The following is a 19894-nucleotide window of genomic DNA, read 5'->3' on the forward strand; positions in this document are numbered from 1 at the left end:
CGGCGTCAGGCCGCACGCGCGGGCAGGATGCCCATGTGCTTGCAGATGATGGTGAGCATGATCTCGTCGGCGCCGCCGCCGATGGAGATCAGGCGCAGGTCGCGCCATGCGCGCGACACCGCGTTTTCCCACGTAAATCCCATGCCGCCCCAGTATTGCAGGCACGAGTCCGTGACCTCGCGGCACAGGCGCCCCGCTTTCAGCTTCGCCATGGACGCCAGCTCCGTCATGTCGCCGCCATCCATGTGCACCCGCGCCGCGCGGTACACCATGGCGCGCAGCATCTCGACCTCCGTCTTCAACTCCGCCAACCGGAAATGCACGGCCTGGTTGTCGAGCAGCGGCTTGCCGAAGACCTGGCGCTGGCGCGTGTAGTCGATCGTGTCGTTGATCACATCGCCCAGGGCCGTCACGCGGCGGGTCGCGCCGCTCAGGCGCTCCTCCTGGAACTGGCGCATCTGGTAGGTGAAGCCCATGCCTTCTTCGCCGATGCGGTAGCGCTGCGGCACGCGGACTTCGTCAAAGAACACCTGCGCGGTATCGGAAGACCACATGCCCACCTTCTTGATCTTGCTCATCGTGACGCCGGGCACCGGCTTGCCGTTGTCCTGCTTCAGCGGCAGGCAGATCAGCGACTTGTTCCGGTGCGGCTTGTCGTCGCTGGTGTTGGCAAGCAGGCACATCCAATCGGCCTGCGTGGCGTTCGTTATCCACATCTTGGAACCGCTGATCACATAATCGTCGCCGTCCTTGCGGGCGGTCGTCTTCAGCGAAGCGACGTCGGAACCCGCCCCGGTTTCGGATACGCCCAGGCAGGCCACGTAGTCTCCGGCGATCGAAGGCCGCAGGAACTGTTCGCGCACCGAGTCGTTGCCGAAACGCGCCAGCGCCGGCGTGGCCATGTCGGTCTGCACCGCGATCGCCATGCCGACGCCGCCGGCCCGCACCGAACCGATCGCTTCGCAGAACGCGATTTCATAGGAATAGTCCAGGCCCATCCCGCCGAACTCGGTCGGCTTGTTCACTCCCAGGTAACCCGCCTTGCCAAGCTTCTTGAAGACTTCGTGGGCGGGGAAGATCTCCGCCTCCTCCCACTGGTCCAGATAAGGATTGATCTCTTTCTCGATCAACTGGCGTACGCCGTCCTGCAACGCGATGTGCTCGTGGGTAAACATGGAATCTCCTCGTTAGAATCTCGCGACGCCGAACTGGATCGGATGAACGTCGCGCTTTGCCGACCGCGTGCAAGCGGCCAGCGCCACTCCCAGAACGTCCCGGGTGGCGCGCGGGTCGATCACGCCGTCGTCCAGCAGCAGGCTGCTGGTATGCACGGCGGAAGACTGCAATTCGAATGTCCGCACGATTTCCTGGCTCTCCGCTTCCAGCGCGGCGGAATCGGGCGCCGTGCCGGCGCGCCTGGCGCTGTTCTCGGCCACGCGCCGCATGGTCATGGCGGCTTGTTCGCCCCCCATCACGGCGGTCCTCGCGTTCGGCCACGAGAACAGGAAATCCGGCTTGAATGCGCGCCCGCACATGCCATAGTTGCCGGCGCCGAACGAGGCGCCGCAGAGAACGGTCAGGCGCGGCACGCCGGCATTGGACAAGGCCTGGATGAGCTTGGCGCCATGCTTGATCATGCCCGCCTCTTCATGCGCGCGGCCCACCACGAACCCCGTGATGTTCTGCAGGAATACGATGGGCCTGCCCAACTGCGAGCACAGTTGTATGAATTGCGCGGCCTTGGTCGACCCAGCCGTATCGAGCGGACCGTTGTTGGTCAGCAGCCCTATCGGCGTGCCGTGCAGCGTCCCATACCCGCAGACCGTGGCCGCTCCGTAGTCGGGCTTGAACTCATGGAAATCGGATCCATCGATCAGCCGCGCGATCACTTCGCGCATATCCACAGGCACCCGGTAATCGGCGGGCATGATGCCCAGCAGGTCCTGGACGTCATGCCGGGGCGGCGCGGCGGCGCGGACGTCCTCTTTCCCCGCCCACCCGAAGGCGCGCACGATGTCGCGCACCTGGAGAATGGCCTCGCGGTCGTTGTCGGCCACGTAATCGGCCAGGCCCGACACCGACGCATGCATCTCCGCTCCGCCCAGTTCTTCTTCCGTCGCGGTCTCTCCGGTGGCGGCCTGCAACAGCGCCGGGCCCGCCAGGAAGGCATGCGCCTGGTTGCGCACCATGACGACGTAATCGGACAACCCCGGCAGGTAGGCTCCGCCCGCGGTCGAGGAACCGTGCACCAGGGATACCACCGGAATCCCGGCGGCGGACAGTTTCGCCAGGTTGTAGAACATGCCGCCGCCATGGACGAAGCGTTCGGCGCGGTACTTCTTCAGATTCCCGCCCGCGCTCTCGACCAACTGGATGAAAGGCAGCCGGTTGGCCAGCGCGATCTCCTGGCACCGCATGACCTTCTGGGCCGTCATGGCCTGCATGGCGCCCGCGCTGATGCCGGCGTCGTTGATAACGATCATGCATTGCACGCCGCAGACCTCGCCGACGCCCGAAACGATGGCTGCCCCCGGCACACTGGTGGCGGGATCCGGGTTCTCGATGCCGCAATAGCCCGCCAGCTTCATCAATTCCACAAAGGGGCTGCCGGGATCGATCAGCGCCGCCAGCCGTTCCCGCGGCAGCAGCTTGCCGCGCTTGTGGAACGCGGGCGCGGCCTGCGCCGACCGGTCCACCGCCCGTTGCTCCAGTTGCGACAGTTCCGACAGCAGCGTCAGCATCTGTTCGCGGTTGCGCTGATAGGCAGGGGATTGCCTGTCGAGGCGGGATTCCAGATCGGCCATGGTTGCAGACACCTTATGTCGAGTTCCGGGGAGCGCCGGGCGGACCGGCAGCGTGAGCCTATGATGGGCCACGCGGACAGCCCGCACAATCAAGAACTCGTCCGCCGACAGTTAAGAATTGCTTATGTGATGCGAGCCGAGCGCCACGCCAGGGCTGGCGAAAAAAAAACCGCCTTGCGCGGTTTCTTGGAAGCCCGGACGGATGGCGGGCAGGGCACGACGAGCACGGTGGCTTTGTCAGAAAGCTAGCGCAACCCCACCATCGTCGCCCGCAATTGCGACGCCGTCTGCCGCAACGGCTGGAGAAACTCCGCCACCGCGGCCTCTTCCTGGTAGGTGCCGGCCGTCAGGCTGACGTTGACGGCCGCCACGATGGTGCCGTCTTGATCGCGCACCGGCACCGCCAGACCGGCGATGGAATCGTCCAGCTCGCTGTCCACCCAGGCATAGCCCTGCTCTCGCGCAAGCAGGATCGCCTCGCGCAACCGGTCCCGGTCCACAACCGTGGCGGCCGTCATCTTTTTCAGCCTGGCCGCTTGCAGATAGTTTTGCAGCGCGTCGTCTTCCAGGCCCGACAGCAAGACCCTGCCCATCGATACCGCATGCGCCGGCAGGCGGCTGCCCAGCGAAGGGCTCATGGGCAGGATGCGCTTGGTATGCAGGCGCTGCACGTAGACGATCTCTTCCTCGTCCAGCACCGAGACCGCGCAGGACTGGCCTATGCGCGCGCCCAGTTCCTCGAGCGCCAGTTGCGACTGCCGCCAAAAGGGCAGCGTGTACAGATAGGACAGCCCCAGGCGCAGCACCTTGGGCGTGAGCCAGTAGTGCTTGCCGTCGCTTTTCACGAAAGCCAGTTCGACCAGCGTCATCAGGAAGCGGCGCACCGCGGTGCGCGGCAACTCCACGGCCGACGCAACGTCGGCCAGCGTCTGGCGCGCTTCGCCCTGCCCCATGGTTTCGATGATTTTGAGTCCGCGCGCAAAGGTGCGGACGAAGGATTCGCTTTCAGGCGTTGCCATAGATGCTCCTGCATACGTGCTTGACACGTCTGCATTCAACTCTCAGAATGACCGTATAGCGGATGAATATATCCGCCTAGCGGTCATTATAGACAGAGTGACCGTGCTGCGCAAGTCCGGGCCCGGCAATGCGCCTTCCCCACAACCCGCCCTGGAAAGGCCATGACTCAAACCACATTCGAGACAGACTTCTGGAAAGACGCCGCCACGCGCAAGATCTGGGACGACATCGTCCCTGGCGAGCCTCGCAAGACGATTCCCTACACCCTGACGCTGGAAGCCATTCAAAAGTATTGCCGCGTCGTCGGCGACATGCACCCCCTGTACTTCGACGAAGCCTATGCGCTGAAGTCCCCCTACAAGGGCCTGATCGCCCCGCCGGCCATCCACATCCTCCTGATGTTCTCCTGCACGCCTGCCGATGACTGGATGCGCAGCCCGGGCACGGTCAATGCCGGCCAATCCTGGAGCTACAACATCCCGGCGCGCCCGGGCGACGTCATCCGGCTGGAAGCCCGCGCGCTCGACAAGTTCATCCGCAAGGACCGCCTGTTCGTCGTGCACGACAACGTTTTCTTCAACCAGAACAACGAAGTGATCTGCTCCGGCCGCGGCTGGACTATCCGGCCCATGTAAGGAGCACCAAGATGACCCAAGCTTTCGACTCGCTCGCGATCGGCCAGAAAATCGAAGGGGCGCCCTTCTCGCCCACCCGCGAATCCATTCGCGCCTTCTGCGAAGCCTCGCTGGACTACAACCCCCTGCACCTGGACGACAACTACATGCAGGGCGACTTCGGCCGCACCAACTTCGGCGGCATCATCATGCACGGCATGAACAACTTCGGCGTGATCACGCGCATGCTGACCGACTGGCTCTACGAGCGCGGCGGTGTGCAGCGCCGCCTGGAAACGCGCTGGAAATCGCCGGTCAAACCCGGCGACACCATCACCCCGCTGGCGGTGATCACGGCCACGCGCAAGACCGAGCAAAGCCGTTGGGCGACGCTGGACGTGCAAGTGCTCAACCAACGCGGCGAGACCGTGGCGTCAGGCGAAGCCATGGTGGAGTTCCCCCGCTGAAGCCTCCGGTATCCGCCGCGCGGATACCGGTTCAAAAAAAACCGAGGAGACAACAATGAATCGCTGGTTGCATACTGCGGCCTCCCTGTGCCTGGGGATGCTGTGCCTGTTGCCCCTGGGCGCGCACGCCCAGGCCTTTCCCGATCATCCCGTCCGCCTGGTCGTGCCCTTTCCGCCCGGCGGCACCACCGACATCCTGGCACGCATGCTGAGCAACGCGCTGGGCACGGAATGGAAACAGCCCGTGGTCGTCGAGAACAAACCCGGCGCCAGCGGCACGATCTTTTCCGAACAACTGGCCCGCACGCCCGCCGACGGCTACACGCTGATGGTGACGGCCACGCACCACGTGATCAACCCGGCGCTATACAAGAATCTGCGCTACGACAGCAGGAAGGACTTCACCGCGGTCGCGCAGGTGGCCGCGGTGCCCAACGTGCTCGTGATCAACCCGGACTTCGCCGCGCGCAATCGCATCAATAGCGTGGCCGACCTGATCGCCTACGCCAAGGCCAACCCCGGCAAGGTGAACTTCGGCTCGGCGGGCACTGGCGGCGCCAACCATCTGTCCGGTGAATTGTTCAAGTCCATGACCGGCGTGTCCATGGTCCACATTCCCTACAAAGGCGCCGCGCCGGCCCTGAACGACCTGCTGGGCGGCCAGATCCCCATCATGTTCGACTCGGTTCCCGGCGTGCTTCAGCACATCAAGGCCGGCAAGCTGCGAGCCCTGGCCGTGACCTCGCTGACACGCTCTTCCGCCCTGCCCGATGTGCCGACGCTGGATGAAGCGGGCGTCAAGGGTTTCGAGGCCACGGCCTGGTTCGGCCTGTACGCGCCCGGCAACATGGATCCCAAGCTGCTCGCCAAGATATCCGGCGACGTCCTGGCCGCTTTGCGTTCTCCGTCCATCCAGGAGCAGTTCGCGCAGCAAGGCGCCGTGCCGGGAACCATGACGCAGCCCGAGTACGCGCGCTTCGTCAACGCGGAAATGGACAAGTGGGCCAAGGTCATCGACGACGCCCACATCACCATCCAGTAGGAGCAGGCATGACGGCAACTCCCTCGAGCAACGCGCCGGCGCGCGGCGCGCTCTCCCACATCCGGGTGCTGGATCTCTCGCGCATCCTGGCCGGCCCCTGGTGCACGCAGAACCTGGCCGACCTGGGCGCGGACGTGATCAAGATCGAGCGCCCGGGCACGGGCGACGACACGCGCGCCTGGGGGCCGCCCTGGATCCGCGACGGCGCGGGCCAGGACACGCGCGACTCCTCCTACTATGCGGCCGCCAACCGTGGCAAGAAATCGCTGACCCTCGACATCTCCAAACCCGAGGGCCAGCGCATCGTGCGCGAACTGGCCGCGCAAAGCGATGTGGTCATCGAAAACTACAAGATCGGCGACCTCAAGCGTTATGGGCTGGACTACGCCAGCCTGCGCGCCATCAACCCGCGCCTGGTGTATTGCTCCATCACCGGCTACGGACAGGAGGGCCCCAGCGCCAGCAAGCCGGGCTATGACTTCGTCTTCCAGGCCATCGGCGGCCTCATGAGCATTACCGGCGAACGCGACGACCTGCCCGGCGGCGGCCCGCAAAAAGCCGGTATCGCCATCGCCGACGTCATCACCGGCATGTATGCCACGATCGCCATCCTCGCCGCGCTGAATCACCGCGATGTCTCCGGCCTGGGCCAGTACATCGACATGGCCCTGCTCGACTGCATCGTGGCCCTGGGCGGCAACCAGGTCACCGGCTACTTCGCCAATGGCAACGACCCCAAGCGCTACGGCAACGCCCATGCCAGTCTGGTTCCCTACCAGGTCTTCGCGGTGGCCGATGGCGAGATCGTCGTGGCCGTGGGCAACGACGACCAATGGCAACGCTATTGCGCGGCCATCGAGCGCCCGGACCTCGCCGCCGATACGCGCTGGACCAAAGTCACGGGCCGCATCCAGGGCCGCGATACCCTGGTGCCCGAACTGGCGCGCAGCATGCTGGCGCGACCCGCCGCCGACTGGATCGAAAGGCTTGAAGCGAACGGCGTGCCCTGCGGCCGCATCAACAGCTACCAGCAAGTGTTCCAGGATCCCCAGGTGCGGCACCGCGGCCTGCGCGTGGACATTTCCCGGCCCGCCCACGCCGATATCGACGGCCTGGTGTCCACCATCGCCAGCCCCTTGCGGCTGAGCGATACGCCGCCGCGCTACGACCTGCCGCCGCCGCGGCTGGGCGACAGCACGGACAGCGTGCTGAGCGCGCTCCTGGGCTACAGCGCCGAGCAAATCGCCAGGCTGCGCGAACAGCGCATCGTTTGAATGGACACTCCCATGACGCAACAGGAATCCCCGCTGGCGATCTACCACCGCCACCTGTCGGCCGGGCACCTTGCCTATCAGTACGATACGCGCACAGAAAGCGCGGTCTTTCCGCCGCGCGTAATCGGCCCGGGCTCCGGCAACCCGGCGCTCGAATGGCGGCTAAGCGCGGGCCTGGGCACCGTGCACGCCGTGACGGTCGTGCATCCGCGCGACCAGGATCCCTACAACGTCGTCCTGATCGACCTGGACGAGGGCTTTCGCCTCATGAGCCGGGTCGAAGGCGAGCCCGCCATCGGCATGCGCGTGCGCATGCGCGCTCATACGCCTCCAGACGGCGGCGCCCCCTATCCCGTCTTCGATATCGAGGAGTCGGCATGACCCCCACGCTGCAACGCGGCGGCGTCGCCATCGTCGGCGCCGCCGAATCCGACCTGGGCAAAGTCATGCCCGGCCTCGGCCCCCTCGACCTCATGGCGCAGGCCGCGGCGCGCGCGCTGGACGACTGCGGCCTGCGCCTGGACGAGGTCGACGGGCTGTTCGCGACCACCTCGCAAAGCCGCATGCCCACGCTGGCGCTGGCCGAATACCTCGGCATCCAGCCACGCTATCACGACGCCACGAACATGGGCGGCGCCTCATTCATGACCATGGTCGCGCGCGCGCAGGCCGCCATCGAGGCCGGCCTGTGCCAGGTGGCTGTCATCGCCTACGGCAGCACCCAACGCAGCCTGGGGCGAGCCAACGTTGCCGCGCCCGACCCCAACCCGCATGAAGCTCCCTACCGGCCCCTGTACACCGCCAGCTCGTACGCGCTGGCCGCCTCGCGCCACATGCACCAGTACGGGACCACCCGCCGGCAGCTCGCCGAGATCGCCGTCGCCGCCCGGCAATGGGCGCTGCGCAATCCGTCCGCCTGGGAGAAAAAACCGCTCACCGTCGAAGACGTCCTCGCCTCGCCCATGATCAGCGAGCCGCTCACCCTGCGCGACTGCTGCCTGGTCACCGACGGCGGCGGGGCCCTAGTCCTCGCCAGCGCCGAGCGCGCCCGCCACCTGCGCCGCCCGCCCGTCTACGTGCTGGGCGTGGGCGAGGCGCTCGGGCACTATTCGATCTCCGCCATGCCGGACCTTACCGCCACGGCTGCCGTGGCGTCCGGCGCCCAGGCCTATCGCATGGCCGGTCTCGCGGCCCGGGACATCGACGTCCTGCAGCTCTACGACGCCTTCACGATCACGCCGCTGCTCTTTCTCGAAGACCTGGGCTTTTGTCCCAAAGGCGAAGGCGGCCGCTACGTCGAAAACGGCCGCATCGCGCCCGGCGGCGAACTGCCCGTCAACACCAGCGGCGGCGGCCTGTCGTATTGCCACCCCGGCATGTACGGCATCTTCGCGCTCATCGAAGCCGTCCGCCAACTGCGGGGCGAATGCGGCGAGCGGCAAGTCGCCGACTGCCACACCGCGCTCGCGCACGGCAATGGCGGCACGCTGTCCAGCCAGAGCACTGTCATCCTCGGCAGCGCCGCGGCGCTGTAGGGCCGAAAAAAATCCCCACGCGGCGTAGCGCTGCGCGGGGATTCTTTCGTGGAACCCTTGCGGCGGGGGTTCCGGGCAATTCGAGGCCGGAATCAGTGCAGGATCTGGCTCAGGAACAGCTTGGTCCGGTCGTTCTGCGGATTGTCGAAGAATTCGTCCGGGCTGTTCTGCTCGATGATTTCGCCGCGGTCCATGAAGATCACGCGGTTGGCGACCTTGCGCGCGAAGCCCATTTCGTGGGTCACGCAGATCATGGTCATACCGCTTTCCTGGGCAAGGCTCACCATCACGTCCAGCACTTCCTTGACCATTTCCGGGTCCAGCGCGGAGGTGGGCTCATCGAACAGCATGATCTTGGGGTTCATGCACAGGGACCGCGCGATCGCCACGCGCTGCTGCTGGCCGCCCGACAACTGGCCGGGGAACTTCGTGGCCTGCTCGGGAATGCGCACGCGTTCCAGGTATTTCATGGCGGTGGCTTCGGCCTCCGCGCGCGGTTTCTTCAGCACCCACATGGGGCCCAGCGTCAGGTTCTCCAGCACCGTCAGGTGGGGGAACAGGTTGAAGTGCTGGAACACCATGCCGACGTCCTTGCGGATGGTCTCGATGTGCTTCAGGTCATTGGTGAGCTCCGTGCCGTCCACGATGATGTGGCCTTTCTGGTGCTCTTCCAGGCGGTTGATGCAGCGGATCATGGTGGACTTGCCCGAGCCGGACGGCCCGCACACCACGATGCGTTCACCCGGCGCCACTTCCAGGTTGATGTTGCGCAGCACGTGGAACTGGCCGTACCACTTGTTCACGTCCTGCATTCGAATGATGGCATCAGACATGCCTGTACTCCCGTAAGTATCGCGGTGCGCGCCCGCCTCGGGCGGGCGCGCTGCAAGGTTCTAGCGTGCGTGTCCCGTGGCCAGGCGTTTTTCCAGCGCCTGGCTGTATTTGGACATGGAGAAGCAGAAGACGAAGTAGATGAGCGAAATGAACAGGTACGCCTCCACCCCGAATCCGCGCCATGCCGCGTCGGACAAGGCCGCCTTGGCCGCCAGCGTCAGGTCGAAAATGCCGATGATCACCACCAGCGACGTGTCCTTGAACAAGGCGATGAAGATGCTGACCAGCGGCGGAATGACGATCTTCAGCGCCTGCGGCAGGATGATCTTGCGCATCTGCTGCCAGTAGCTCAGGCCCAGGGAATCGGCGCCTTCGTACTGGCCCTTCGGGATCGCCTGCAAGCCGCCGCGCACCGTTTCGGCGATGTACGCCGCGGCGAACATGATGATCGCGATCTGGGCGCGCAGCAGCTTGTCGATGGAGAAGCCTTCCGGCAGGAACAGCGGCAGCATCACCGACGACATGAACAGCAGGCTGATCAGCGGCACGCCGCGGATCAGCTCGATGTACACGACGCACAGCGCCTTGATGGCGGGCATCTTCGAACGCCGGCCCAGGGCCAGCAGCACGCCGATGGGGAACGCGAAGGCGATGCCGAACGTGGACAGGATGAGCGTGAGCGGCAGGCCGCCCCAGCGCGCGTTTTCCACGTACGTGAGGCCGAGCACGCCGCCCCACATCAGGACCGCCACGGCCGTCAGGCCCACGGTCCAGATGATGGCGAGCTTCCAGTTCCAGAAACGGCGGATGCCGCTGCACACGATCACCGCGACCAGGATGATGGTCGCGATCAAGGGGCGCCACTGCTCGTCGAACGGATAGGTGCCGAACAGGATCAGCCGGTGCTTCTCGACGATGAACGCCCAGCAGGCGCCGCCGGACGCGCGGCACTCCTGCGCGTTGGCGGCGTTGAAGTCGGCCTTGATGAAGGCCCATTCCACCAGCGCCGGCACCGCCATGAGAAGGAACCACGCCAGCAGCACCGTGATCAGGATGTTCAGCGGCGACGAGAACAGGCGGGACTTGAGCCAGGCCCATGCGCCCACGTGCGAGCTGGGCGGCGGCATGGCCTCGGTGGGGGTATGCGTAGTGCTGCTCATCTCAACGCTCCACCAGCGCGATGCGCTTGTTGTACCAGTTCATGAAGATCGAGATCGACAGGCTGACCGTGAGGTACGCGGCCATGATGATCAGGATGCCCTCGATGGCCTGCCCGGTCTGGTTCAGCGTGGTGTTCACCACGGAGACGATGTCGGGATAGCCGATGGCCACGGCGAGCGAGCTGTTCTTGGTCAGGTTGAGGTATTGGCTGGTCATCGGGGGAATGATGACGCGCAATGCCTGGGGCAGGACCACCAGGCGCAGCACCTGCTTGCGGCGCAGTCCCAGCGAACCCGCGGCCTCCCATTGGCCGTTGTTCACCGCCTGGATGCCCGAGCGGACCACTTCGGCGATGAACGCCGACGTGTAGATCACCAGGCCGGCCAGCAGCGCGGCGAATTCCGGCGACAGCGTCAGGCCGCCCGAGAAGTTGAAACCCTTGAGTTCCGGCATGTCCAGCGTCAGCGACGCGCCGCTGACCAGCCAGCCGACGATGGGCAGGCCGATGAGCAGGCCGATGGCCGCGCGGCCCAGCGGGAACACCCGGCCGGTGGCCTCCTGGCGCTTCTTGCCCCAGTGGCCCAGGAAGATGATGGCGACGATGGCCACGCCCAGCCCGATCAGCATCCAGTCCAGCGAATTCCCTTCCAGCGCCGGCACTTTCAGGCCGCGGTTGGAGATGAACACGCCCGGCAGCGGATTGTGCGCCTGGCGCGGGCCCGGCATGTTTTCCGTGATGAGCGCATACCAGAAGAAAAGCTGCAACAGCAGCGGTATGTTGCGCATCACTTCGACGTAGACCGAAGCGACCTTCGCGACCAGCCAGTTCTTGGACAGGCGGCCGATGCCGATCAGCGTGCCGAGTATCGTCGCCAGCACGATGCCGATGATGGCCACGCGCAGCGTGTTGAGCAGGCCGACCAGGATGGCGCGGCCGTAATCGCTGGCGGGGGAATAGGCGATGGGCGTTTCGCCGATCGCGAACCCGGCCTCTCGACTGAGGAAGCCGAAGCCCGTGGCGATGTTGCGCACGGACAGGTTGTGCAGGGTATTTGAAACCAGGAACCACACGGCCCAGGCAACCGCCGCCAGCGCAAGCACCTGGTAGACCACGGAGCGTACGCCGGGGTCGTTCCAGTTCAGGCGCCTGGGAGGTGCCGAAAGCGGGGCGTTTTTATCGGGAGTCGTCATATGAATCTACAGAAGTCGGACATCAGGCGGCGAGGACCGAGGCCCTGCCGCCCACTCCTGCCGCCCGCGCGTGGCGGGCTAGGGCCTGTGCGACGCTCCGTCGGGTGTCAACAGGCCCTAGGTAAAACGGAGCGCCAGGCTCCGTTTTACCAGGCAGCCGCGCGTCAGCGCACCGGCCAGCCGTACATCAAGCCCCCTTGCTTGTAAGAGGCGTTCAAACCGCGCTCCAGCTTCATCGCGCTGTTCTTGCCCAGCGTGTTTTCGAAGCTTTCGCCGTAGTTGCCCACGTTCTTGATGATGTTGTAGGCCCACTTGTCGTCCACGCCCAGGTTCTTGCCCATGCCCGGGGTCACGCCCAGGATGCGCTGGATGTTGGGATTGGTGCTCTTGGTCATTTCATCGACGTTGGCCTTGGTGATGCCGTACTCCTCGGCTTCCAGCATGGCGTTGAGCGACCAGCGGACGATGTTGAACCATTGCTCGTCGCCCTGGCGGACCATGGGGCCCAGGGGCTCCTTGGAGAAGTCTTCCGGCAGGATGACGAATTTGTCCGGATTCTCGAGCGTCGTGCGGGTCGAGGCCAACTGCGACTTGTCGGTCGTGAAGGCATCGCAACGGCCGGCCGAGAAGGCGCGGATGATTTCGTCGTACTTGTCGATCACGACCGGCTTGAATTCGATCTTCTGGCCGCGGAACCAGTCGGCCAGGTTCAGTTCGGTCGTGGTGCCGGGCTGCACGCAGATCGTGGCGCCGTTGAGCTCCTTGGCGCTCTTGACGTTCAGGTCCTTGGACACCATGACGCCCTGGCTGTCGTAGTAGTTCACGCCCACGCCGATCAGGCCCAGCGTCGTGTCGCGCGTGAGCGTGACGGTGGTGTTGCGGGTCAGGACGTCGACTTCGCCGGATTGCAGCGCGGTGAAGCGCTGCTGCGTGTTCAGGGGCGTGAACTTCACCTTGGTGGCATCGCCGAACATGGTCGAGGCGATGGCGCGGCACAGGTCCACGTCGATGCCCTTGTATTCGCCCTTGCTGTCAGCGATGGAAAATCCCGGAATGCCCGTCGAAACCCCGCACTGGACAAACCCCTTTTTCTTAACGTTATCGAAGGTCGCGCCCGCGTTGGCTGCCGCGGATGCAGCGAACAAGGCGGCGCCGACAGCAGCGAGTTTCAGTACTTTCATCGTGTTCTCCGTGTGGGATAAGGCGAATTCGCGCGAGGCCGGGTTGGGCCTACGCATGGGGCGGATGGTAGCGTCCGGGCCGCACGCGGCGCATCCGGGAATTCCCTTGAAATATAGGGACACTGGATGAAATGAAACGCTGTTTTCCTGCGAAAAGAGGGACGTCGCACCGGGGCGGCCGGGGAACTTCCCGGGCCCCATCCCTCTGTCGCCTTAGGCCACCTTACTGTCCCCGAGTTACTATTGCGGCTTCATCTGACAGCCGCCATGATCGAATTCCAGCACGTATTCAAATCATATGGTCGCGGCCGCAATATCCTGGCCGACATCAACTTCCGCGTGAGCGCGGGAGAGTTCGTTTTCGTGTCGGGGCCATCCGGCGCCGGCAAGTCCACCCTGCTCAAGCTGATCGGCGGGCTGGAACCCGCCAGCCGGGGGTCCATCCAGGTCAACGGCCAGCGACTGGACAAGCTGCCCGCGCGCGCCCGGCCCTACCTGCGGCGCGCCGTGGGCGTCATCCTCCAGGACACCCACCTGCTGTTCGACCGCAGCGCGTTCGAAAACGTGATGCTGCCCCTGGCCGTCACCGGGCACGCCTGGAATTCGGCCGCCGCCCGCGCCCGCGCGGCGCTGGACAAGGTGGGGCTGTCGGGCAAGGAAGACCTGAATCCGATCGAGCTTTCCGGCGGCGAGCAACAGCGCCTGGCGATTGCCCGGGCCATCGTGAACCGTCCGGCGATCCTGATCGCGGACGAGCCCACCGCCAACCTCGACCACGACAACGCGCAACGCATCATGAATGTTTTCCGCGACTTCAACCGCGTCGGCGTCACCACCCTGATCGCCTCGCACGACCAGGAACTCATGGCGGGCTACGCCACCCGCACCCTGCGCATCGAACCGGGCAAGTTCGCCGACTCCCACGGCGGCGCCCAGCCGCCCGAGGCGGGCGCCGGGCGCGCCGCGCCCGGGCATGGCCAACCGGGAGAAACGGCATGAACGCCTGGCTGCGGCAGCACCGCTACGCGTTGATGGTCACCCTGCGCCGGCTGCTCAAGCAACCCTTCTCCTCGCTGGCCAACCTGCTGGTCATGGCGCTGGCCCTGGCCCTGCCGCTCCTGGGCAGCGCCATCCTGGTTTCGGTGCAGCCCGTGGCGCGCGAAATGTCCGTCACCCCGGAAGTCACCGTGTTCATGCGCGTGGACGCCCCGGCCGGCGCCGCCGGCGACGTGGCCAAGCGCATCCAGGGCGAGTACGGGCAGGACGTCCGCGCCGTGCGCGTGGTGGGCCGCGAGGACGCCCTGGCGGCCCTTCGCGCGAACCCGGCCTGGCAGCAGGCGCTGGCCGTGCTGCCAGGCAATCCGCTGCCGGACGCGGTGGTGGTCACGCTGGCCGACGGCGAAGACCTGGCCGGGCGGGCGGACAAGCTCGCGGCGGCCTGGAAGCAATGGAACCACGTCGACCTGGTGCAGTTGGACAGCGCCTGGGTGCAGCGGCTGGAGGCGATCCTGCGCTTCGCCCGCATCGGCCTGGGGTTCCTGGCCGCCTGCGTCGCGGTGGTGGTGCTGGCGACCGTCTTCAACACCGTGCGCATGCAGGCGCTCTCGCAACGCGAGGAAATCGGCGTGGCGCGGCTTGTCGGCGCGACCGAGTCCTTCGTGCGCCGCCCCTTCCTGTACCTGGGCGCGCTCTCGGGCGCCGTGGCGGCGCTGCTGTCCATCGGCGTGGCGGCGATCGCCCTGGCCCCGCTGAACGACGCCCTGATCGGGCTGGCCCGCAGCTACGGGGCGGAATTCGCCCTGCACCTGCCCGGTCCGGCGGTGCTGATCGGCGCGGTGGCCGCCGCGGCCGCCCTGGGCGCGCTGTCCGCCCGCTGGTCGGTCACCCGCAGCACGCGCTTCTAGCGGCCGCCCAAAGGCCCCGTATAGCCCCGCTTCCTCCCCGTGATCCGGGGAACGGTTCCCGTCCGCCTGTGTAGGATGCCGGGAGGCGTCCCGGCGCGGGCAAACGGGCGCTCCGCCGGCCCATATTAATTGGGGACACACCAGAGCAATCCTGGATCGGATCGACGGTTACACACGAATTCCCCCACTCGACGCTTGGATATGCAAGAATAAAGCGACATTTTCTTACACTTTTTGACACAATCGCCGTTTTACCGAACCGTTCCTTTCGTGCTCCACTCGCCGTCCTTCCCTCTTATTCCGTCCCATGGCCGCCCGTCTTGAAGCCCGCGCGACGCGCCACTATTTCGATAGCGCGTTCCAGTGTCAGGCGGTGAAAGTACTGCCCAACGAGTACTACGTCACCGACGAAGACCTGATGATTTCGACCGTGCTCGGGTCGTGCGTCGCCGCCTGTATCCATGACCCCGTGAAGGGCGTGGGCGGAATGAACCATTTCATGTTGCCGGAAGGCGACATGCAATCACCCGCCTCGGCCACCATGCGCTACGGCGCGTTCGCCATGGAAGTGCTGATCAACGAACTGCTGAAGGCCGGCGCCGTGCGCGACCGCCTGGAAGCCAAGGTGTTCGGCGGCGGCGCGGTGCTTTCCGCCATGCAGCAGATGAACATCGGCGAGCGCAACGGCCAGTTCGTGCTCACGTACCTGAAAACGGAAGGCATCCCGGTCAAGGCGCAGGACCTGGGCGACGTGCATGCGCGCCGCATCAATTACTTCCCGCGGGACGGCCGGGTAATGGTCCGCAAGATGGCGCCGCACCACCAGCGCGCCGAGGAAATCATCGCCAGGCGCGAACAGGCCGCCGCCCAGAGCGTGCAGGCCAAGACGGAAAGCCCGCCGCGCGTCGAACGTTTTTCCCGGCCGGGCGTGGAACGCTTCGACCGCCCCGCCCGCCCCGGCGTGGAGCGTTTCGACACGGGCGTCGTCCGTCGGCGCAGGCCGGAAACCGCGGGCAGTTGAACCGCGCGGTCGCGCCCCTACAATCATGGCATGTCGACCGTCCGCCTTTTCTACGCTTTGTGGCCTTCGCCCGCGCTGGCCGGATCGCTCGCGGCCTGGGCGGAACAGGCCCGGCCGAATTGCGGCGGCCGCGCCATGCGCACGGAAACCCTGCACCTGACCCTGGCCTTCCTGGGGCCGGTGGACGCGGCGCTGGCGGACGAACTGGCCGCCGCCACCCCCGAAAAACGCCTGGATCCCGGCGCAATCGAACTGGACCGCTACGGCGTATTCAGCCGCCAGCGCATTCTGTGGGCCGGCCCCGGCGACACGCCCGCCGGCCTGCAGGCCGCGCATGACGGGTTATGGCAATGGCTGGCCGGGTTCGGCCTGGGCGCGCCGCCCCATCCCTTCCGCCCCCACGTCACCCTGCTGCGCAACATCGAGCGCCCGGAACCGCCCCCCGACGCGCCGGCGCCCCTGCTGTGGCCCTATGACCGCATGGTGCTGGTCGCGTCCGAGTCGCTCACGGGCGGCAGCCGCTACCGCATCGTGGCGCAGTCCCGGCCGCAATCTGGCTAACGTCCCGCTCTGGCACAATCGGACGGTCGCAACCACCGCCGGATCGCCATGATCATCCTGCTGGACCAAGACGGCGTGCTCGCCGACTTCGAACACGCCTTCATCGACGCCTGGCGCGCGCGCCATCCCGGCATCCCGCCCGTGGAATTCGAGGACCGCAAATCCTTCTACATCCGCCAGGACTACGCCCCCGAACTGCGCGGCATGGCCGAAGCCATCTACACCGCGCCCGGTTTCATCCGCGACCTGCCGCCCGTGCCCGGCTCCCTGGAGGCGGTGAAGGAATTGCTGGCGCTGGGCATGGACGTGCGCATCTGCTCGTCGCCGCTCTCCCAGTTCGAGAATTGCGTGGCGGAAAAATACCTGTGGGTGGAAAGACACCTGGGGCGCGAGGCCACCAACCGGCTGATCCTGACCAAGGACAAGACGCTGGTGCACGGCGACCTGCTGATCGACGACAAACCCGCGATCGACGGCGCGATGAAGCCCCGCTGGAAGCACATCCTGTTCGACGCGCCCTACAACCGGGAGGTCGCGGACCGTCCCCGCATCACTTGGCAGAACTGGCGCAGCGTGCTGGCCGGAGAGCTGTATACGGCGGACGAGTGAGCCCCGTCCGCCGGCCGCGCGCGCCGGGGATCCGACAGGCGTCCTCAGTAGGCCCGGCGGAACAAGGCGCGGAAATCCGCCTCGGTGGTGTGGCGCGGATTCCAGCGGTTGTAGTCCGCCGCATAGCTGCGCCGCGCCAGTTCATCGAGCGAATCTTCCGTGACGCCGGCATCGCGCAGGCGGGCCGGGATGCCCAGATCGGCACAGAGTTCACGTATCGCCTCGACGGCGCGGCGCGCCGCCTCAAGCTGCGACAGGCCGCGGCGGTCCACGCCGAGGATGCCGGCGACGTCCGCATAGCGCGCCGGGTTGGCGATCAGGTTGAATTCCGCCACCGTGGGCAGGCACAAGGCATTGGCCAGCCCGTGCGGGACATGGAACACCGCGCCCAGCGGCAGCGCCATGCAATGCACGTTGCCCAGGCCCGTCACCCCGAAGGACATCGCCGCCATCGAAGAGCCGCACAGCATGTCCATCGCCGCGCGGGTATTGCGGCGATTGGCCACGAACTGCCGGATGCTGCCGGCGATCAGCGTCATGGCGTGCAGGTTGACCGCGTCCGAAAAGGGGTTGGCCAGTTTGGACAGATATGACTCGAAGGCATGCACGAAGGCATCGATGCCGGCATGCGCGGCCACATGGGCCGGCATGGAGCTGACCGCCAGGGGGTCCAGCACGGCGACCTGGGCCGGACTGAAGGCGGCATGGCGGATGGCCATCTTGACGTTGCGCTCGGTGTCGGTGACCACGCAGGCGCCGGACACCTCCGAACCGGTGCCTGCCGTGGTCGGCACGGCATACAGCGGCATGGGGCGTACGCTGAATTTCTCGATGCCCTCGTAATCGGCGATCCGGCCTCCATTGGTCATCAGGATGGCCACGGATTTGGCGACGTCGATGGTGCTGCCTCCACCGATGGCGATGATGGCCTCGCCGCCATGGGCGCGGCAGCGTTCGTAGGCCGCATGCACCGTGGTGTCGCTGGGGTCGGGCTCGACCTCGGCAAACACGGCCAGCGGTAGCTGGCGCTCGCCCAGCCTGGCCATGATCGCGCGCGCGATCTCGCTCTCGACCAGGGCCGGATCCACCACCATAAACACACGCTGCGCGCCGCCGGCGGCGACGATGGCCGGCAGTTGCTGGTGGGCGTCCACGCCGAACACCAGGCGGGTCGGGCAGGCAAAACTCGAAACAGCGTTCATGGCGATGACCTAGATGCGGATGCAGATATTCTTGACCTGGGTGTAGGACAACAAAGCGTCCAGGCCTTTTTCGCGGCCGAAGCCGGATTTGCGGTAACCGCCGAACGGCAGTTCCACCCCGCCGCCGGCGCCATAGCAGTTGATGAAGACCTGCCCGGCCTGCACGCGCTGCGCCAGCCTGTGCGTCTGGCCCACGTCGCGCCCCCAGATACCGGCGACCAGGCCATACTCCGTGCCATTGGCGATTTCCACGGCCTCGTCGATCGTGTCAAAGGGCACCAGGGTCAGCACCGGCCCGAAGATTTCCTCCTGGTGCACCCGCATCCGGGGATGGGCGCCGTCGAGCAAGGTGGGCATCACGAAATTGCCGGCATCCAGATCCGCGCCCGCCAGCGGCTGCCCGCCCACGATGACCTCGGCCCCTTCGTCACGGCCGATGTCGATATATTCCAGCACCTTGCGCTGCTGGTCGCGGCTGACCAGCGCGCCGATATCCGGATCGTTCAAGCCGGGCCCCACCCGCAGTTGGGCGGCCAGCGCGGCCAGGCGCTCGCGCAGCGCCTTGTGCGCGCCGCGCTGCACCAGGATGCGCGTGCCCGCCGAGCAGGTCTGCCCGGCATGCGGAAAGGCCGCCTTGAGCAACAGCGGCGCGGCCGCGTCCAGGTCCGCGTCGGCCAGCACAATATTGGGCGACTTGCCCCCCAGTTCCAGCAGCACGGGCACGATGTTCTCGGCGGCCGCCTTCATCACCCCCTTGCCGGTAGCCACCGAACCGGTGAATACCACCAGGCCCACGCCCGGATGCGCGGCCAGCGCCGCGCCCGACTCCTGGCCCAGCCCGGTCACGACGTTCAGCACCCCCGCCGGCAAGCCCGCCTCGTGGCAGATGCGGGCAAGCTCAAGCACGCTCAGGCAGGCCAGCTCGGCCGGCTTCATCACGACGGTATTGCCCGTGGCCAACGCCGGCGCCAGGCCGCGCGAGGCGATCTGCAAGGGGTAGTTCCAGGGGACGATCTGCGCGGTCACGCCGATGGGCTCGCGCACCGTGAAATCGAAGTATTCCGCGCCCAGCGGGATGGAACTGCCCAACACCTTGTCGGCCACTCCGGCGTAATACTCGAAGAAGCGCGCGGCGGCCACGGCATCGGCCTGCGCCTGCTTGAGCGGCTTGCCGGTGTCCTGGCTCTCAAGGCGGGCCAGATGCTCCTGCTCCAGCGTGATGCGGCGGGCGATCTCGGCCAGTACGCGCGCGCGCTGCACCGGCGGGCATTCGGCCCAGCCGCGCAGGGCGCGCCGCGCGCTCTGCACAGCGGCATCCACTTCCTCCGCCTGGCCGCGCGCAATCGCGGCGATGGGGTGGCCGGTGGCGGGGTCCAATACCTCGATCGCGCCGCCCGAACGCGCGGGGCCCCAGATGCCGTCGATGAAGCAACCGTATTGCGGGAGTGTCATGGCAAATCCTTGTTCAATGAAT

The 19894-nt window shown here is 66.3% G+C and carries 20 protein-coding genes; 11 read left to right on the top strand and 9 right to left on the bottom strand.

Annotated elements, in window-relative coordinates; genetic code table 11:
• Window positions 1–5: 5 nt before the first annotated feature.
• The 3 genes from AVE30378_RS11635 to AVE30378_RS11645 form a co-directional block, all read right to left on the bottom strand.
• The gene (locus AVE30378_RS11635) at window positions 6–1175 is read right to left on the bottom strand and encodes an acyl-CoA dehydrogenase family protein (protein ID WP_129241011.1); all 1170 of its coding nucleotides are present in this window, start codon (window positions 1173–1175) and stop codon (window positions 6–8) included.
• A 12-nt stretch (window positions 1176–1187) separates the two neighbouring features.
• Window positions 1188–2804 (bottom strand): acyl-CoA carboxylase subunit beta, encoded by a 1617-nt coding sequence (locus AVE30378_RS11640; protein ID WP_129241012.1) that lies wholly within the window; start codon window positions 2802–2804, stop codon window positions 1188–1190.
• Window positions 2805–3049: 245 nt separating this feature from the next.
• A complete protein-coding gene (locus AVE30378_RS11645) occupies window positions 3050–3823 on the bottom strand; it encodes an IclR family transcriptional regulator domain-containing protein (protein ID WP_129241013.1) in 774 nt (257 codons plus the stop codon).
• Between the two features lie 162 nt (window positions 3824–3985).
• On the opposite strand from AVE30378_RS11645, the gene AVE30378_RS11650 reads away from it, so the two are divergent.
• From AVE30378_RS11650 to AVE30378_RS11675, 6 genes are read left to right on the top strand one after another with little or no spacing between them, the layout of a single operon-like run.
• Complete coding sequence (locus tag AVE30378_RS11650) at window positions 3986–4459, top strand: MaoC family dehydratase (RefSeq protein WP_129241014.1); 474 nt, start codon at window positions 3986–3988, stop codon at window positions 4457–4459.
• 11 nt (window positions 4460–4470) lie between these two features.
• Window positions 4471–4905, top strand: a complete 435-nt coding sequence (locus tag AVE30378_RS11655; RefSeq protein WP_129241015.1) for a MaoC family dehydratase — start codon at window positions 4471–4473, stop codon at window positions 4903–4905.
• Between the two features lie 55 nt (window positions 4906–4960).
• Window positions 4961–5947, top strand: coding sequence for a Bug family tripartite tricarboxylate transporter substrate binding protein (locus AVE30378_RS11660; protein WP_129241016.1), 987 nt, complete (start codon window positions 4961–4963; stop codon window positions 5945–5947).
• A gap of 8 nt (window positions 5948–5955) precedes the next feature.
• Complete coding sequence (locus tag AVE30378_RS11665) at window positions 5956–7221, top strand: CaiB/BaiF CoA transferase family protein (protein WP_129241017.1); 1266 nt, start codon at window positions 5956–5958, stop codon at window positions 7219–7221.
• A 12-nt stretch (window positions 7222–7233) separates the two neighbouring features.
• Window positions 7234–7602 carry a Zn-ribbon domain-containing OB-fold protein gene (locus AVE30378_RS11670; protein ID WP_244235023.1) on the top strand — a complete coding sequence of 123 codons (369 nt, stop codon included), beginning with the start codon at window positions 7234–7236 and terminating at the stop codon, window positions 7600–7602.
• On the top strand, window positions 7599–8756 hold the full coding sequence (locus tag AVE30378_RS11675) for an acetyl-CoA acetyltransferase (protein WP_129241019.1): 1158 nt from the start codon (window positions 7599–7601) through the stop codon (window positions 8754–8756). The genes AVE30378_RS11670 and AVE30378_RS11675 overlap by 4 nt, the downstream gene beginning before the upstream one ends.
• Before the next feature lie 92 nt (window positions 8757–8848).
• Here the strand turns inward: AVE30378_RS11675 and AVE30378_RS11680 are convergent, their stop codons facing one another.
• The 4 genes from AVE30378_RS11680 to AVE30378_RS11695 all read right to left on the bottom strand — a co-directional run bounded on the left by AVE30378_RS11680 (window position 8849) and on the right by AVE30378_RS11695 (window position 13123).
• A complete protein-coding gene (locus AVE30378_RS11680) occupies window positions 8849–9589 on the bottom strand; it encodes an amino acid ABC transporter ATP-binding protein (RefSeq protein ID WP_129241020.1) in 741 nt (246 codons plus the stop codon).
• A 60-nt stretch (window positions 9590–9649) separates the two neighbouring features.
• A complete protein-coding gene (locus tag AVE30378_RS11685) occupies window positions 9650–10750 on the bottom strand; it encodes an amino acid ABC transporter permease (protein ID WP_129241021.1) in 1101 nt (366 codons plus the stop codon).
• Window position 10751: 1 nt separating this feature from the next.
• The gene (locus tag AVE30378_RS11690) at window positions 10752–11942 is read right to left on the bottom strand and encodes an amino acid ABC transporter permease (protein WP_129241022.1); all 1191 of its coding nucleotides are present in this window, start codon (window positions 11940–11942) and stop codon (window positions 10752–10754) included.
• A gap of 164 nt (window positions 11943–12106) precedes the next feature.
• The gene (locus tag AVE30378_RS11695; RefSeq protein ID WP_129241023.1) at window positions 12107–13123 is read right to left on the bottom strand and encodes an amino acid ABC transporter substrate-binding protein; all 1017 of its coding nucleotides are present in this window, start codon (window positions 13121–13123) and stop codon (window positions 12107–12109) included.
• Between the two features lie 267 nt (window positions 13124–13390).
• On the opposite strand from AVE30378_RS11695, the gene AVE30378_RS11700 reads away from it, so the two are divergent.
• The 5 genes from AVE30378_RS11700 (at window position 13391) to AVE30378_RS11720 (ending at window position 17218) form a co-directional block, all read left to right on the top strand.
• Window positions 13391–14122: a cell division ATP-binding protein FtsE gene (locus AVE30378_RS11700; protein WP_129241024.1), complete on the top strand. Its 732-nt coding sequence runs from the start codon at window positions 13391–13393 to the stop codon at window positions 14120–14122.
• Entirely contained in the window at window positions 14119–15027 is a 909-nt protein-coding gene (locus tag AVE30378_RS11705) for a cell division protein FtsX (RefSeq protein ID WP_129241025.1), read from the top strand. The genes AVE30378_RS11700 and AVE30378_RS11705 overlap by 4 nt, the downstream gene beginning before the upstream one ends.
• A 307-nt stretch (window positions 15028–15334) precedes the next feature.
• A complete protein-coding gene (cheD, locus tag AVE30378_RS11710) occupies window positions 15335–16048 on the top strand; it encodes a chemoreceptor glutamine deamidase CheD (RefSeq protein WP_129241026.1) in 714 nt (237 codons plus the stop codon).
• A gap of 30 nt (window positions 16049–16078) precedes the next feature.
• Window positions 16079–16609, top strand: a complete 531-nt coding sequence (gene thpR, locus AVE30378_RS11715; RefSeq protein ID WP_129241027.1) for an RNA 2',3'-cyclic phosphodiesterase — start codon at window positions 16079–16081, stop codon at window positions 16607–16609.
• A 48-nt stretch (window positions 16610–16657) separates the two neighbouring features.
• On the top strand, window positions 16658–17218 hold the full coding sequence (locus AVE30378_RS11720) for a 5'-3'-deoxyribonucleotidase (protein ID WP_129241028.1): 561 nt from the start codon (window positions 16658–16660) through the stop codon (window positions 17216–17218).
• Between the two features lie 44 nt (window positions 17219–17262).
• Here AVE30378_RS11720 and AVE30378_RS11725 read toward each other — a convergent pair whose 3' ends face one another.
• Together AVE30378_RS11725 and AVE30378_RS11730 are read right to left on the bottom strand one after the other, a co-directional pair.
• Complete coding sequence (locus AVE30378_RS11725; RefSeq protein ID WP_129241029.1) at window positions 17263–18420, bottom strand: iron-containing alcohol dehydrogenase; 1158 nt, start codon at window positions 18418–18420, stop codon at window positions 17263–17265.
• 9 nt (window positions 18421–18429) lie between these two features.
• Window positions 18430–19872, bottom strand: a complete 1443-nt coding sequence (locus AVE30378_RS11730; protein ID WP_129241030.1) for an aldehyde dehydrogenase family protein — start codon at window positions 19870–19872, stop codon at window positions 18430–18432.
• Window positions 19873–19894: the final 22 nt, after the last annotated feature.

It is taken from the genome of Achromobacter veterisilvae (genome assembly GCF_900496975.1).
GTDB lineage: Bacteria > Pseudomonadota > Gammaproteobacteria > Burkholderiales > Burkholderiaceae_B > Achromobacter > Achromobacter veterisilvae.

Bases quoted from the DNA above. Each gene is read 5' to 3' on its own strand.
- AVE30378_RS11635 (WP_129241011.1), bottom strand. From the start codon at position 1,175: ATGTTTACCCACGAGCACATCGCGTTGCAGGACGGCGTACGCCAGTTG.
- AVE30378_RS11640 (WP_129241012.1), bottom strand. From the start codon at position 2,804: ATGGCCGATCTGGAATCCCGCCTCGACAGGCAATCCCCTGCCTATCAG.
- AVE30378_RS11645 (WP_129241013.1), bottom strand. From the start codon at position 3,823: ATGGCAACGCCTGAAAGCGAATCCTTCGTCCGCACCTTTGCGCGCGGA.
- AVE30378_RS11650 (WP_129241014.1), top strand. From the start codon at position 3,986: ATGACTCAAACCACATTCGAGACAGACTTCTGGAAAGACGCCGCCACG.
- AVE30378_RS11655 (WP_129241015.1), top strand. From the start codon at position 4,471: ATGACCCAAGCTTTCGACTCGCTCGCGATCGGCCAGAAAATCGAAGGG.
- AVE30378_RS11660 (WP_129241016.1), top strand. From the start codon at position 4,961: ATGAATCGCTGGTTGCATACTGCGGCCTCCCTGTGCCTGGGGATGCTG.
- AVE30378_RS11665 (WP_129241017.1), top strand. From the start codon at position 5,956: ATGACGGCAACTCCCTCGAGCAACGCGCCGGCGCGCGGCGCGCTCTCC.
- AVE30378_RS11670 (WP_244235023.1), top strand. From the start codon at position 7,234: ATGACGCAACAGGAATCCCCGCTGGCGATCTACCACCGCCACCTGTCG.
- AVE30378_RS11675 (WP_129241019.1), top strand. From the start codon at position 7,599: ATGACCCCCACGCTGCAACGCGGCGGCGTCGCCATCGTCGGCGCCGCC.
- AVE30378_RS11680 (WP_129241020.1), bottom strand. From the start codon at position 9,589: ATGTCTGATGCCATCATTCGAATGCAGGACGTGAACAAGTGGTACGGC.
- AVE30378_RS11685 (WP_129241021.1), bottom strand. From the start codon at position 10,750: ATGAGCAGCACTACGCATACCCCCACCGAGGCCATGCCGCCGCCCAGC.
- AVE30378_RS11690 (WP_129241022.1), bottom strand. From the start codon at position 11,942: ATGACGACTCCCGATAAAAACGCCCCGCTTTCGGCACCTCCCAGGCGC.
- AVE30378_RS11695 (WP_129241023.1), bottom strand. From the start codon at position 13,123: ATGAAAGTACTGAAACTCGCTGCTGTCGGCGCCGCCTTGTTCGCTGCA.
- AVE30378_RS11700 (WP_129241024.1), top strand. From the start codon at position 13,391: ATGATCGAATTCCAGCACGTATTCAAATCATATGGTCGCGGCCGCAAT.
- AVE30378_RS11705 (WP_129241025.1), top strand. From the start codon at position 14,119: ATGAACGCCTGGCTGCGGCAGCACCGCTACGCGTTGATGGTCACCCTG.
- cheD (WP_129241026.1), top strand. From the start codon at position 15,335: ATGGCCGCCCGTCTTGAAGCCCGCGCGACGCGCCACTATTTCGATAGC.
- thpR (WP_129241027.1), top strand. From the start codon at position 16,079: ATGTCGACCGTCCGCCTTTTCTACGCTTTGTGGCCTTCGCCCGCGCTG.
- AVE30378_RS11720 (WP_129241028.1), top strand. From the start codon at position 16,658: ATGATCATCCTGCTGGACCAAGACGGCGTGCTCGCCGACTTCGAACAC.
- AVE30378_RS11725 (WP_129241029.1), bottom strand. From the start codon at position 18,420: ATGAACGCTGTTTCGAGTTTTGCCTGCCCGACCCGCCTGGTGTTCGGC.
- AVE30378_RS11730 (WP_129241030.1), bottom strand. From the start codon at position 19,872: ATGACACTCCCGCAATACGGTTGCTTCATCGACGGCATCTGGGGCCCC.